Genomic DNA, 13,618 nt, shown 5'->3' on the forward strand with positions numbered 1-13,618 from the left:
TTTTCACTCTCGAACCAAACTTTCTATTCGCTATTCGCTACTTTCCTATTCGCTCACCAGCCCCACATCCACGATCTGCCCCGGCTGCAACGCCCCGGCATTGCCCTGCGGGCGGGCCTCGACCAGATAGACCAGCTTTTGCCGGTTCTCGAGCGAGTAGATGACCGGCGGGGTGAATTCCGGGTCGGGCGAGACATAGCTGACCCTGGCCTTCAAATCCGGCCCGCAGCCGTCGCAGCGCACGCTCAGCAGCGTGCCGATCTTGATCGAGGAAAACGCGGCTTCGGGAATGTAGACAGTGAGTTTGACCGCGCCGTCCGGCAGCATGGAGATGACCGGCGCGCTCGGGCCGGCCGTATCGCCCGGATTGCGGATCACGTCGTCGATGCGGCCCGCTGCCGGCGCGGTCAGCGTGCGCTGGGAAAGCCGCCAGTGCGCCTGCTCGAGCGCGGCTTCAGCCTGCTTGACCTGGTTTTCCGCAGCCTTGATGGTTTCCGGCCGCGCAGGCAGCCGCCCGACCGCCAGATTGGCCTCGGCCTGGCCGATCGCCGCCTGCGTGACTTCCGCCTGCGTGGTGGCGTCGTCGAACTGCGCCTGGGTGGCGACGTTGCGCTTCAACAAATCCTGCGTGCGCGCCAGCGTGCGGGTGGCGTCGTCGGCCTGCGCCTTGGCCGAACGCAGGGCGGCTTCCAAAACCGCGATCTCCTCCGGCCGCTTGCCTACCTGCAAATCGGCAAGCTGGGCCTTCGCCTGCGCCAGCGCCGCCTCGGCCAGCGCCACGGCTATGCCCGCGTCGTCGCTTTCCAGCGTGGCCAGCGGCGCGCCGGCTTCGACGCGGTCGCCGCGCCTGACCGAAATCGTCTCGACCTGCGCCACTTCGATCGGCGCCAAAAGCACGTAGTCGCCCTCGACATAGCCGACGGCCAGCGGTGCCGCCGGCGCACATGCCGAAAACATTTGGACGGCAAGCGGTATCGAACAGAGGAAACTCATGATCCTTGCCCCTTTGATTCTTGCCTTTTTGATCCCGGCCCTTTTCGGGCATTCAGGATGACGCCGAGATTGTTGGCGGCAACCGCCGCCACCTGCACGGATTCAGCCGCGCCGATGCCGCTCCAGCCCATGCGGCGCAGCACCGCCTCGCGGCCGATGCGGAAATAGACGACCTGCCCGATCAACGTGAATACGGTCAGTTTGGTCGCATCGCTTTCGGCGGGTTCGCCGGTCGCCTGCTCCCACAGCAGGCACAGGCGGCGGTGGGTTGGCTCGAACACGCCGTCATAGATGCGGTCCAGCGCCGGCGACGGGCTCGCCATCTCGCGCAGGATGAACTGCACGATCTCGCCGGCTTCGGGACTGGCGACGATGAACGTCACCATGCGGTCGAGCACCGCAAACAGCTTTCCTTTCGCGGCGTCCGGCGTGCCGGCATCGGCCTGCGCGTCGCCCAGCGATTGGCCGGCAACGGCCTGGATGGTTTCCACGATATGGTCGGCGGCGGCGATGCGCAGCCCTTCCTTGCTGCCGAAATGATAGGCGATGGAACCGATATTGGCCTTGGCGTCGGCCGCGATCTGCCGCGTCGAACTGCCGTCGTAGCCATATCGCCCAAACAACCTCAGCGCCGAAAGAATCAACGTCGCGCGGGTCGCTTCAGACGACAGCGCGCGCAACGGGGATTTCGTCGTGGGTTTGGCCATCGCCTTATTTAATCAATCGATTGATTAATGTCAATTGAGGCTCCTCTGTCCAAATTTGCCGCTGCCGCAATTGATTTGAGCGGCACGCCGGGCTTTAGTCGGCCATGGCCAAGGAAATAGAACGAAAATTTCTGCTGAAGGATGCGTCGTGGCTTGCCGGCGTCGAGAAGAAAATCGCTATCGTCCAGTTCTATCTGGCGATTTCGGCGGAACGCTCGATCCGCTTGCGCATCAGCAACGGCAAGGCCGCCAAGCTGACGCTGAAATTCGGCTCCGACCTCGCCGAGCGTGACGAGTTCGAATATGCGGTGCCGCTGGACGAGGCGAAGGAAATGATGGCGTTTGCCATCGGCACCGTCATCACCAAGACCCGGCATCATGTGCGTCATCAGGATTATCTCTACGAGGTCGACGTTTTTTCGGGCGATCTCGACGGCCTGATCGTTGCCGAACTGGAAACGCCGGACCGGGTGCCGGACGCGATGCTGCCCGCCTGGCTCGACCGCGAGGTTACGGGTGAAATCCGCTATTCCAACGCATCGCTGGCGCTGAACGGCTTTCCGGAGCTGGTGCGATGACCCGGCCGGCAAAGGCTTGGCGGGCGGCCTTCACGCCCGGCGCATACTGAATGACTGGGGTTACCGACACGCTGCTCGACCGGCTGGGTCGATGGATTGCAGGCCGGCTGCAGGCCGAATCCTCCGGCTATGAACCCTACACGCCCTCCGATCCCGAAACGCTGCGGCGCGCGCTGGAACCCGGCGACATCCTGCTGGTCGAAGGCAACCAGAAGATTTCAGCGGCGATCAAGTACCTGACGCAATCGACATGGTCCCATGCGGCCTTCTATATCGGCGACGCCATGCCGGAGCCGCAGGACGGTTCGGAGCGGCCGCGCCTGATCGAGGTGACGCTTGGCGAAGGCTGCGTTGCAGTGCCGCTGTCGCGCTACAAGACCTACAATACGCGCATCTGCCGCGCGAGCGGGCTTTCGCCGGACGACCGCGACCGCATGGTCGCCTTCATGACCGGCAAGATCGGCCTGCGCTACGATCTGAAGAACATTTTCGACATGTTGCGCTATTTCCTGCCAACGCCACCGGTGCCGGTGCGCTGGCGCCGCCGCATGATCGCCTTCGGCTCGGGCGATCCGACCCGCGCCATCTGCTCGACGCTGATCGCGCAGGCCTATGGCGAGATCGCCTACCCGATCCTGCCGGAAATCACCCGCGCCCCCGGCCGGGCTTCGGCGCAATCGAACTATTCGCGGCAGGAAATCCTGCATATCCGGCATCATTCGCTGTTTACGCCGCGCGATTTCGACCTTTCGCCCTATTTCCGCATCGTCAAGCCGACGCTGGAATATGGCTTCGACTACAAGGCGCTGATTTGGGCGAAGCCGGCTGCGGCTGGGGTTTCTAAAGGATAGGGCTGCCGGTATATTTCAGGGCAGCCAGTTCCAGAACCTCGCCGCCAGCCAGCAGATGGCTGTCCAGGCAAAGCCGGCGCACCAGCCGGCGAGGACATCGGACGGCCAGTGGACGCCGAGATAGATGCGGCTGATGCCGACCGCGAGCGTGACCAACAGCGCCAGCGCCAGCAGGTAGATCCGGCTCATCCGGCCGGGCAGGAAGCGCCCGGCCAGTGCCGCGAGCGTCAGGTAGGTCACGGCGGACATCATGGCGTGGCTGCTCGGGAAAGACAGCGTCGATACGTGGCTGAGATGCGAGACGAGATCGAGGCGCGGCCTGTTCACGACAAGCTTGAGCGCGTTGCACAGGACCTGTCCGCCGGCCAGCACAAGGAAGACGAACAGCGCGGTCGCCGGGCGGCGGACCAACAGCAAATAGATCACGGCCGCCGCCATGACGAGCAGCAGCACGATCACGCTGCCCAGGCTGGACAGGTCGCGGATCGCCTCTTGCAGCCATAAAGGCCCGAGCGGGATTTCGGGACGGCCGGCTTGGCGAAAGGCAAGCAGTATCTGCGTGTCGAAGGCATGCGGTGGAACGGCTGCGGCCACCCACACCAGCACCGCGAAGCCCAGCGCCCCTGCAAGCGCCACCAGCACGGCCATGGCGGTGGAAGCGTCGATCCTACCCGAATGCCGGCCTGTCATCTCAATCCTGCGGCTTTTCAGGCATCATCGGCCCTGCAAATATGGCCCGAGCGTGATCAGCCCCACCGCCACGATGGCGAGCGCCAGGCCTATAGCCTGCAAGGAATTGAGGCGCTCGCCGAAAAAAGCCAGCGCGATGGCGTTGACCGCGACAAGCTGGATGACCGCCGAAAGGCTGAGCGAGACGCCCATGCCGAATTCGCGGATCAGGCGCAGCATGATGAGGTTTCCCAGCGAGTAGAGCGCCAGGGTCAGCAGCAATTTGCCGAGCGTGGGCGCAAGCCCCCAGTATTTCGCCACGGTCGCCGCCAGCAGGAACACCCCCGTCGACAGGCCGAGTTGAAACAGGCCCCAGAAACTCATTTTATTGTCCGCCTCGAAATGACCAGCCCAGCCTTGTTTCCGAAGCGCTGGTCGCGGTCAAGAGACGAAGTCAGTTCCTGAGCCGGTAGCCGGTTTTGAAAATCCAGCTGACGATGGCGATGCATACAAGCAGGAACACGATCGTCATGCCCAGGCTGACACCGATGGACACGTCCGCCTTGCCATAAAAGCTCCAGCGGAACCCGCTGACGAGATAGACGACGGGGTTGAACAGCGTGACCGTGCGCCAGACCGGCGGCAGCATGTCGATCGAATAAAAACTGCCGCCAAGGAAGGTAAGCGGCGTGACGATCAACAGCGGCACCAGTTGCAACTGCTCGAAGCTGCCGGCCCAGATGCCGATGATGAAGCCGAACAGACTGAACGTCACCGCCGTCAACACCAGGAAACCCAGCATCCAGAACGGGTGCTGGATGTGCAGAGGCACGAACAGGGTCGCCGTCGCCAGGATGATGAGGCCAAGCGCAATCGACTTGGTGGCCGCCCCGCCGACATAGGCGAGCACGATCTCCAGATAGGACACCGGCGCGGACAGAAGTTCGTAGATGGAGCCGACGAATTTCGGGAAATAGATGGCGAAGGAGGCGTTGGAGATCGACTGCGTCAACAGCGACAGCATGATGAGCCCCGGCACGATGAAAGCGCCGTAGCTGATGCCGTCGACCTCGGTGATGCGCGAGCCGATGGCCGAGCCGAACACGACGAAATAGAGCGTGGTGGAGATGACGGGCGAGACGATGCTCTGCAGCAGCGTGCGGTAGGCGCGCGCCATTTCCTGCCGGTAGATCGCCCAGACGGCGCGCGGGTTCATGCTGCGCTCCTGACCAGCGTGACGAAGATTTCCTCCAGCGAACTGTTCTTGGTGTCGAGGTCGCGGAACTCGATGCCGGCCGTGCTCAGGTCGCGCAGCAGCGAGGCGACGCCCGGCCGATCGCTCTGGTCGTCATAGGTGTAGGTCAGTTGCTGGCCATCTGCGGAAAGCTCAAGCTCGTAACTGGACAGGAGCGCGGGGACGGCATCAAGCGGCTTTCGCAGTTCCAGCACCATGCGCTTGCGGCCAAGCTTGCGCATCAGTTCGTCCTTGTCCTCGACCAGGATGATCTCGCCATGGTTGATGACGCCGACGCGGTCGGCCATCGCTTGCGCTTCCTCGATGTAATGCGTGGTCAAGATGATGGTGACGCCATCCTCGCGCAGCCGCCGGACCATGGCCCACATATCCTGGCGAAGCTCGACATCGACGCCGGCGGTCGGCTCGTCGAGGAACAGCACGCGCGGCTCGTGCGACAGCGCCTTGGCGATCATCAGCCGGCGCTTCATGCCGCCGGAAAGCGTAATCGCCTTGGCATCCTTCTTGTCCCACAGCGACAGGTCGCGCAGCACCTTTTCGACAAAAGCCGGGTTGGCCGGCTTGCCGAACAGGCCGCGGCTGTAGTTGACCGTCGACCACACCGTCTCGAAGGCGTCGATGGTCAGTTCCTGCGGCACCAGCCCGATCAGGCTGCGCGCGGCGCGGTAATCCGTGCCGATGTCGTGGCCGTCCACCGTCACCGTGCCGGACGAGCGGTTGACGATGCCGCAGACGATGGAGATCAACGTCGTCTTGCCCGCTCCGTTCGGCCCGAGCAGCGCGAAAATCTCGCCGCGCTCTATGTCGAGATTGATCGTCTTAAGCGCGGAAAACCCGCTCGCATAGGTCTTCGAGACCCCGGAAATGGCAATGATGGGCTGCATGGAGACAAACTGCTGCTTGAAAAGGGACGTTGGAAGAAGGCTGAATATCGTGTCACGTATGCAGATATCAATGCCGCTGCTGACATTTCCGGTCAGTATATGTCGATCCGTGAAGGTCAGCGCTCGACATTGCCCCTCTCTGTCCTGCCGTAACGCTCAATCGTAAGGCGGCTTGCCCGCGATGATGTCCGCATAAAGTCCGTAATCGACATTGCCGCCCGACAGCACGACGGCCACGCATTTGCCGGCGATGTCGATCTCGCCCGAAGACAGTGCTGCAAGCGCCACGCAGCCGCCCGGCTCCACCACCAGTTTCAAGTACGCCATCGCATCACGCATAGCCGCCGCCACGGCCTTTGGCGTAACCGCAACGCTGCCGGCCAGATTGTGGCGGTTGATTTCGAAGGTGATTTCGCCCGGCTCCGGCGTCAACAGCGCATCGCAGATGGAGGTGTGGCCGGGCTCGACGCCAATGCGCTTTCCGGCGGCCAGCGAGCGGCGGGTGTCGTCGAAATGCTCCGGCTCCGCCCCCCAGAGCATGGTCGCGGGCGAGGCATGCTTGATCGCAACGGAAATGCCGCCGACAAGGCCGCCGCCGCCGCACGGCACCACGACGGTATCGAGTTTCGCGCCGAGTTTTTCGGCCTGGGCTACCAGTTCGAGGCCGATCGTGCCCTGCCCGGCAATGATGGCCGGGTCGTCATAGGGCGGCACCAGCACCATGCCCTTGTCGACATAGGCCTGGGCAAGGGCTGAGCGATCTTCGCGGATACGGTCGTAGAGAACGACTTCCGCGCCCATGGCCCGGACGTTGGCGATTTTCATCGCCGGCGCATCGGACGGCATGACGATGACCGCCTTGATGCCGAACATGCCGGCCGAAAGCGCCACGCCCTGCGCATGGTTGCCCGACGAAAACGCGACGACGCCCCGGCTGCGCTCTTCCGGCGACAGCGAGGAAATCTTGTTGTAGGCGCCTCGAAACTTGAACGAACCGGTACGCTGCAGCACTTCCGGCTTGAACAGAAGCCGTGCGCCGAAACGCTCGTTCAGCATCGGCGATTCCAGCAGTGGCGTCTCGACGGCCAGGCCGGCAAGGCGGGTGGCTGCGGCGCGAATTTCGGAAATTCCGGGAGGGGCGGGTATGGCGGGCATGCGTGGCTCCTGCTGTTCAATCCTGAGAGACTATTTGGAAATTCTACCCTGCCGGCCATCTGGCGTGGTTTTCTGCGCTTCCGGTGCTCACGTACTGTAGTACGCTTCGCTCGCCGCCGATGGCGACCCCGAAAGCCACGCCAGATGCCTCGGCAGGGCGAATTATCAAACAGACCCTGAGCAGCCCTTGTGCACGAAAACCACCGCGACGCGCCATTGGAAAGTAGGCCGCGCCGGCAAACGGCCAACCGATCGCCACCGCTGGAACAACAGCCGCCGGCAAAAGGCAAAGCCATCACGCAATATATCTCAAAACCGCTAAAATCTGATTTGAACCGGATGCCCTCGCCGCCGTTATGGCTGAGCACAGGAGAACCAGACCATGCACAAGATCATCACATCTGCGACGCTCGCTCTAGCCCTTGCGGCAACCAGCCTGCCCTTCTCGTTCAGCGCCGCCTCGGCGCAAGACATCGAACTTCACCTTGGCCGCAACGGCCCGACCATGCAGTTGCGGGACAATTGCGATCCGGACCGCGAGGACTGCCGGCGGCGTGATCGCAATGACCGCCGCGACGACAATCGCGAGAGCCGCCGGCACGACCGCGGCTGCACGCCGGACCGGGCGCTGGACAAGGCCGAACGGATGGGCATTCGACGCGCGCGCATCGCCGATGTCGGCCGCCGCACCATCGACGTTGCCGGCCGTTCAAGAAACGGCAATCGCGTGATCGTCAGCTTCGACCGCCGCGACCGCCGCTGCGGCGTGATCGGGTAAAGCACCGGGTTCGTTGGCTGTAGACAGTTGAGAGCAACTCAACGGTAGCCGTTCTGCCGGCGGCACTCCCACCCCGAACCCCTCCCCACAAGGGGGAGGGGAACACTGATGCGACCAGTCGTTCGTAAGCCGCTAATATTGTGACAGTTGCCGCTTGATTCCCCCTCCCCCTAGTGGGTTGGGGGTGGGGGCGCCTTGGCAGAAACCTGGGCCGGCTAGCATGCAAAACCATTCAGCCCAAGTGGCCTAGGCAAATCCCACTCCCGCCGACGAGCCTGCACACTCCCTTCACCCCAACAGCGCGCGCTTGCGCTTTTCGCCGCCGATTTTGCGCCAGCTATTGAATCGGTGCGTGGCGGCGGCGAAGGATATCTTCATCTGCTGCGCCACCGAATAGCGCGACTTGCCCTCGTCGAACAGGCGGTAGCAGCATTCCACGCCCTCCTCGGTCAGCTTGCCGTCGGGCGCCTTGTTGTGCGGGTTGGCCGGATCGAACCTTTCTACCTCGGCCTCGATCATGCCCTTCAGGCGCAGAAGATCCGCCTCGATGGAGGCAATGAGGTCGAGGACAGGCTTCGCCTCGAATGCCTTGTGGTGTTGCTTGGCCGTCATGCGGCTGCCTTTCTCTATTGGCTTAGGTTTCCCTATATAAGTGGCGCTTCGCCGCTAAAAAGGGTCTCTTTCATTTTTGAGGGCGAAAATTCCGGAACCCCTGAACGATCGCCAATTGACCCTGGCGGGCTCATTCTCTAGTTTAGAACTATTCTAAACTAGAGAACCGCTATCATGCTTTCCCGTGTTATGGGCTTTGGCCGTCGCCGTTTCGATTCGCTGTCGGAGCAGGAAGTGCTGGCGCTCGCCATTTCTTCCGAGGAAGACGACGGACGCATCTACCGCGCCTATGCGGACGGGCTGGCGGAAAGCTTTCCGCAGTCGGCCAAGATGTTCGAGGCAATGGCGGTCGAAGAGGACGGCCACCGCGCTTCCCTCATCGAGTTGCACAAAAAGCGCTTCGGCGAACGCATTCCGCTGATACGACGCGAGCATGTCAAAGGCTATTACGAACGCCGGCCCGACTGGCTTGTGCGGCCGCTTGGCATCGACACGGTGCGCGCGCAGGCCGAGACGATGGAACGGCAGGCCTATCTTTTCTATGTCGAGGCCGCCAAGCGCACCACCGACGCCTCGACCCGCAAACTTCTCGGCGATCTGGCGGCGGCCGAGCAGCGCCACGAAACGCTGGCGCAGCATCTCGAACAGAAGCTGGTGCCGGGCGATGTGCGCGACGGGGAAGCCGCGACGGAGCGTCGCCAGTACATCCTGACCTATGTGCAGCCGGGGCTGGCCGGGCTGATGGACGGCTCGGTCTCGACATTGGCGCCGATCTTCGCCGCCGCATTCGCCACGCATGACACCTGGCAGACGCTGTTGGTCGGGCTGGCGGCCTCGATCGGCGCGGGCATCTCGATGGGCTTCACCGAGGTCGCCTCCGACGACGGCAAATTGTCGGGGCGCGGCTCGCCGATCAAGCGCGGCCTGACGGTCGGGCTGATGACGACGCTGGGCGGGCTTGGCCATGCCCTGCCCTACCTCATTCCGCATTTCTGGACGGCGACGACGGTCGCGGCCATCGTGGTGTTCTTCGAGCTGTGGGCGATCGCCTTCATCCAGAACCGCTACATGCAGACGCCGTTCCTGCGTGCCGCCTTCCAGGTGGTTCTGGGCGGCGCGCTGGTGTTCGCGGCAGGCGTGCTGATCGGCAACGCTTAGGGTGCCGTGCGTCCGATTGGACGCACAAAGGACGCTCTAACACTTTGATTGAGCATCGGAATAATCCGAAAACCGTCGCCACTTTTCGGTCCGATGCTCTAGCAGATCACAGCCGCCAGAACGATTTGGCGCATTCGCGGCGAACGTCCTCCCGCGTCAGGCCAAGGTCATGCAGCATGCGGTCATCGATCTCGGCGAGGTCGCAGCGCTGCAAATGGCGGTCGTAGCCGCCTGCGATGCACGCCCACAGCCGGCGCAAGCTGAAAAGGCGCAAGCGCGGGCGCGTGGCCGGCTGTGGGCGGGCGAGGTGGAATTCGGTCATGATGGCTCCTTGATCTCGCCTGAGAATAGTGGTTCTCTGCCTTCAATACTTCGACGGAGAGCGAACTATGAAAGACGGACCCGATCTTGCCCGCGTCGCCAGTCTCGTCGGCGACCCGGCGCGCGCCAACATGCTGACGGCCCTGATGACGGGGACGGCGCTAACGGCCAGCGAACTGGCCCAGGAAGCGGGCGTTGGTCTGCCCACGGCAAGCTCGCACCTTGCCAAGCTGTTGGAGGGCGGACTGTTGAGCGTAGCGAGCGAAGGCCGGCACCGCTATTACGGGCTGGCCGGCCCTCAGGTCGCCGGCATGCTGGAAGCGATCATGGGCGTTGCCGCCACGCTTGGCCCCAAACAGGTGCGGCCCGGCCCGCGCGAAGCGACGCTGCGCGAGGCGCGCGTCTGCTACGATCATCTGGCGGGTGAGCATGCGGTGAAAATGCTGGACGGTTTTCTGGAACGGCGACTGCTGGTCCGCGATGGCGACGAAATCAGGTTGAGCGATCACGGCGCTTCACATTTCCGCGCCATCGGCATCGACCTTGATGCGCCAGCGAAATCACGGCGGCCGGTGTGCCGCGCCTGCCTCGACTGGAGCGTGCGGCGCTCGCATCTTGCCGGTACGCTGGGTGCGGCCATCCTCGACAGGATCATCGCCGAAAGATGGGCGCGCCGCGAGAAGGGCAGCCGCGTGGTGACGTTCTCGCCCAAAGGCAGGATGGAATTTGCGAAAGTGTTTCTGGGGTGAATGCCGGGCGTCGTCGGATGAGGGTGCTATCCACCGAACAGCCGAAAGGAATGTGATGGAAAAGGCACAGTCCGGGCAATGGCGTCAAAGCCCACCAAAACACCCCGGATTTGCCGCATTCCCGCCACGAAGCGACGCGGTTTCAGCCGAAAGTTAACATCAGGTTCACCGACTATTCATGCTTGCGAGCTAGGATGTTCGCAATCGGACGGGACATCCGAAAATCGGGACAGGGACTTGAGTAACATGCGTATCTGGAGCCACATCGCGGGCTATGCCGCCGCCATTCGCGAGTTCGTTTCGCCGACCTATCGGCCGGAGCGCTACTACATGCGCGGCCCCGGCCCGGCCTGCGCGCGGCGCGGCCATCCGCTCGGCATCAGCGCTCATTGAGCCTCGCCATGATCGCCGCAAACCGTCACAACGGTCGGATCGCCCGACCGCTCGCCGATCATCGTACAACCAGTTGGCGTACAGAGCGACCAGCCGCCACCGGTCGCCCCTGAGGCGGCCAGCACCAGCCTTTTGAGCGGTGCTACCTTCGGCGCGTAAACCCACCAGCCATCTTTCAGGACGGAGCCTTCGGGCGGGTCCATGCCGGCTCCCGACCCCTTAATGCGCGCCTCCACGACCTGAAGGCCGGCGGGCGTCACCTTCCAGTGCTCCTGCCACCCTGTCTTCTCGACCGAATGGGTCCACGACAGCGTGAAGGCCATCGCGGCAAGCACCGTCACCTTGCCGGCCGCGAGGATGCAGAGGCTCATGCGACGGCAGCGGTCTGCCTCGACCGCCACCAGTGCCAGCCGATCCAGGCGAAGGCCAGCGCCCAGCCGAGTTCATCGGTCAGCGGTACCGCCAGCACCAGCAGCAGCCCGGCGGCGAAGGCGACGATGCGCTCCCACCAGGCGGCGCGTGCGAACAGGAAGCCGACGGCGGCGGCGCCCCACAAAAGGATGCCCATGCAGGCCTTGGCGACGATATAGACGACCTCGACCGGATAGCCGTAGGCGGCGGCGATCGGACCGGGATCCTGCAGCATCAGGGCCGGCGTATAGACGGCCATGAACGGCACGACGAAGCCGGCCATCGCCAGCTTGGATGCCTGCACGCCGATCTTCAGGCCGCTTTCCTTGGCCATGGGCGCGGCCGCGAAGGCGGCCAGCGCCACCGGCGGGGTGAGGTCCGCCATGATGCCGAAATAGAAGACGAACATATGGCTGACCACCAGCGGCACGCCGAGCGACAACAGTGCGGGGCCGGCGAGCGACGAGGTGATGATATAGTTTGGGATGGTGGGGATGCCCATGCCGAGCACCAGGCAGGTCAGCATGGTCAGCACCAGCGACAGGAACAGATTGTTCTCGCCGATGGAAATGATCCAGCCGATGAAGGTCGATGCGATGCCGGTCAGGGTCAGCGTGCCGATGATGATGCCGACGATGGCGCAGGCGATGCCGACGGGCAGCGCGTTCTTGGCGCCTTCGGCCAGCGAATCCACGCAGATGCGCAGCGTCTGGCGTCCGCCGTTGAACATGAGGCAGGCAACGACCAGAGCCAGGATGACCAGCGCCAGGATGTTGACGCCGTATTCCATGAAGGAGGCGGCGGCCACGCCAAGCGCCAGCCAGAACACCACGCGGAACGCAAAGGGTCCGATCGACGCCGCCAGCGGCGTGCCAAGGATCAGCACGACGGTCAGCGCCAGCCCCATGGTGCCGGCGAAGATCGGCGTGTAACCGGCGAACAAAAGATAGACCAGCGCCGCCAGCGGCAGCACCAGCGGCCAATGCAGGCGCACCGCAGTCCACGGGTTGGGCAGCGATGCCTTGTCCATGCCGGAAAGGCCCTGCTTGCCGGCTTCCAGATGCACCTGCCAGAAGCAAGCGCCGAAATAGAGCATGGCCGGGATGATCGCGGCCTTGACCACCGACGCATAGGGAATGTTCAGCGTCTCGGCCATGATAAAGGCGACCGCGCCCATCACCGGCGGCATGATCTGGCCGCCCATGGACGAGGTTGCCTCGACGGCGCCGGCAAAGGCGGAGCGGAAGCCAAAGCGCTTCATCAGGGGAATGGTGAACTGGCCGGACGCCACCACATTGGCGACGCCGGAGCCGGAAATGGTACCCATCAGCGCCGAGGAAAGCACGCAGACCTGCGCCGGGCCGCCGCGCCATGTGCCGACGAGGCCGAGCGCGAAATCGTTGAACAGGGCGATCATGCCGGCCCGTTCGAGGAAGGAGGCAAAGACGACGAAGATGAAGATATAGGCCGCCGAGACATAGACCGGGGTGCCGTAGATGCCTTCCACGCCGAACGCGAAGGTATCGACGATCTGGGAGAAATCGTAGCCGCGATGGACGAAGGGCGGCGGCAGATGGTTGCCGACGAAGCAATAGCAGAGGAACAGGAAGGCGATGATGGCGAGCGGCAGGCCCATCAGCCGTCTTGTCGCCTCAAAAACCAGTACCACTAGCACGCTGCCGACAACCAGGTCCGGCACGGTCAGGAAGCCGGAGCGCATGATCAGTTGGGTGTAGAACACCCAGTGATAGACGCCGGTCAGGAAGCCGAGGATGCCAAGGGTCCAGAACAGCATCTTGGCGGCCCTGGACGTCGTGCGCAGATTGGCGACGAGGCCGAAACCCAGCAGGAGCAGGAAGCCGACATGCATGGCCCGCACCACCTGGCTCGGCAGATTGCCATAGGCGGCGGTATAGATCTGGAACGCGGAGAAGGCGACCGCGATCAGGAAAGCGATCTTGCCCATCATCCCTTCGCCGAAGCCGGGCGGCAGGCCCTCTACATGCTCCTCGACCTCCGGTATGTGGATGATTTCGGGGTTTTCGGCGGCCTGATTTACGGCTTGGCTCATCGAATGCATTCCTCTTGCCGGAGCGCTAAATCC

17 protein-coding genes are annotated in these 13,618 nt (G+C 63.4%); 6 read left to right on the plus strand and 11 right to left on the minus strand.

Translation table 11 applies throughout. From position 1 onward, the window contains the following. Positions 1-45 precede the first annotated feature (45 nt). Positions 46-993, minus strand: a complete 948-nt coding sequence (locus ACX3P1_RS16430) for an HlyD family secretion protein (protein WP_459080668.1) — start codon at positions 991-993, stop codon at positions 46-48. Next, positions 990-1,700 (minus strand): CerR family C-terminal domain-containing protein, encoded by a 711-nt coding sequence (locus tag ACX3P1_RS16435; RefSeq protein ID WP_459080669.1) that lies wholly within the window; start codon positions 1,698-1,700, stop codon positions 990-992. The genes ACX3P1_RS16430 and ACX3P1_RS16435 overlap by 4 nt, the downstream gene beginning before the upstream one ends. Positions 1,701-1,804: 104 nt before the next feature. Between ACX3P1_RS16435 and ACX3P1_RS16440 the strand changes: the two genes are divergently transcribed. Continuing rightward, positions 1,805-2,278 (plus strand): CYTH domain-containing protein, encoded by a 474-nt coding sequence (locus ACX3P1_RS16440; protein WP_459080670.1) that lies wholly within the window; start codon positions 1,805-1,807, stop codon positions 2,276-2,278. A 50-nt stretch (positions 2,279-2,328) separates the two neighbouring features. Further along, entirely contained in the window at positions 2,329-3,129 is an 801-nt protein-coding gene (locus ACX3P1_RS16445) for a C40 family peptidase (RefSeq protein WP_459080671.1), read from the plus strand. 15 nt (positions 3,130-3,144) lie between these two features. Here ACX3P1_RS16445 and ACX3P1_RS16450 read toward each other — a convergent pair whose 3' ends face one another. From ACX3P1_RS16450 to ACX3P1_RS16470, 5 genes are all read right to left on the minus strand, one after another. Then, entirely contained in the window at positions 3,145-3,819 is a 675-nt protein-coding gene (locus tag ACX3P1_RS16450) for a phosphatase PAP2 family protein (RefSeq protein WP_459080672.1), read from the minus strand. Positions 3,820-3,843: 24 nt separating this feature from the next. Further along, positions 3,844-4,182: a hypothetical protein gene (locus ACX3P1_RS16455; protein ID WP_459080673.1), complete on the minus strand. Its 339-nt coding sequence runs from the start codon at positions 4,180-4,182 to the stop codon at positions 3,844-3,846. Positions 4,183-4,252: 70 nt separating this feature from the next. Next, positions 4,253-5,014 carry an ABC transporter permease gene (locus ACX3P1_RS16460; protein WP_459080674.1) on the minus strand — a complete coding sequence of 254 codons (762 nt, stop codon included), beginning with the start codon at positions 5,012-5,014 and terminating at the stop codon, positions 4,253-4,255. Further along, on the minus strand, positions 5,011-5,937 hold the full coding sequence (locus tag ACX3P1_RS16465; RefSeq protein ID WP_459080675.1) for an ABC transporter ATP-binding protein: 927 nt from the start codon (positions 5,935-5,937) through the stop codon (positions 5,011-5,013). The genes ACX3P1_RS16460 and ACX3P1_RS16465 overlap by 4 nt, the downstream gene beginning before the upstream one ends. Before the next feature lie 156 nt (positions 5,938-6,093). After that, complete coding sequence (locus ACX3P1_RS16470; protein ID WP_459080676.1) at positions 6,094-7,092, minus strand: threonine ammonia-lyase; 999 nt, start codon at positions 7,090-7,092, stop codon at positions 6,094-6,096. Positions 7,093-7,474: 382 nt separating this feature from the next. Between ACX3P1_RS16470 and ACX3P1_RS16475 the strand changes: the two genes are divergently transcribed. Beyond that, complete coding sequence (locus ACX3P1_RS16475) at positions 7,475-7,870, plus strand: hypothetical protein (RefSeq protein WP_459080677.1); 396 nt, start codon at positions 7,475-7,477, stop codon at positions 7,868-7,870. Between the two features lie 288 nt (positions 7,871-8,158). Here ACX3P1_RS16475 and ACX3P1_RS16480 read toward each other — a convergent pair whose 3' ends face one another. Next, positions 8,159-8,482, minus strand: coding sequence for a hypothetical protein (locus ACX3P1_RS16480; RefSeq protein WP_459080678.1), 324 nt, complete (start codon positions 8,480-8,482; stop codon positions 8,159-8,161). 174 nt (positions 8,483-8,656) lie between these two features. Here ACX3P1_RS16480 and mbfA point away from each other — a divergent pair, with 174 nt between their 5' ends. Continuing rightward, on the plus strand, positions 8,657-9,640 hold the full coding sequence (gene mbfA / locus ACX3P1_RS16485; protein ID WP_459080679.1) for an iron exporter MbfA: 984 nt from the start codon (positions 8,657-8,659) through the stop codon (positions 9,638-9,640). Positions 9,641-9,746: 106 nt separating this feature from the next. Here mbfA and ACX3P1_RS16490 read toward each other — a convergent pair whose 3' ends face one another. Continuing rightward, positions 9,747-9,962 (minus strand): DUF1127 domain-containing protein, encoded by a 216-nt coding sequence (locus ACX3P1_RS16490; protein ID WP_459080680.1) that lies wholly within the window; start codon positions 9,960-9,962, stop codon positions 9,747-9,749. Between the two features lie 67 nt (positions 9,963-10,029). On the opposite strand from ACX3P1_RS16490, the gene ACX3P1_RS16495 reads away from it, so the two are divergent. Next, positions 10,030-10,710, plus strand: coding sequence for an ArsR/SmtB family transcription factor (locus tag ACX3P1_RS16495; RefSeq protein WP_459080681.1), 681 nt, complete (start codon positions 10,030-10,032; stop codon positions 10,708-10,710). Positions 10,711-10,947: 237 nt separating this feature from the next. Beyond that, a complete protein-coding gene (locus ACX3P1_RS16500; protein ID WP_459080763.1) occupies positions 10,948-11,103 on the plus strand; it encodes a hypothetical protein in 156 nt (51 codons plus the stop codon). Here ACX3P1_RS16500 and ACX3P1_RS16505 read toward each other — a convergent pair. Together ACX3P1_RS16505 and ACX3P1_RS16510 are read right to left on the minus strand one after the other, a co-directional pair. Next, entirely contained in the window at positions 11,097-11,474 is a 378-nt protein-coding gene (locus ACX3P1_RS16505) for a DUF1850 domain-containing protein (RefSeq protein WP_459080682.1), read from the minus strand. The genes ACX3P1_RS16500 and ACX3P1_RS16505 overlap by 7 nt on opposite strands. Beyond that, positions 11,471-13,585 (minus strand): TRAP transporter permease, encoded by a 2,115-nt coding sequence (locus ACX3P1_RS16510; RefSeq protein ID WP_459080683.1) that lies wholly within the window; start codon positions 13,583-13,585, stop codon positions 11,471-11,473. Before ACX3P1_RS16510 ends, ACX3P1_RS16505 begins: the two co-directional genes overlap by 4 nt. Between the last annotated feature and the right edge of the window lie 33 nt (positions 13,586-13,618).

It is taken from the genome of Mesorhizobium sp. A623, from assembly GCF_054489405.1.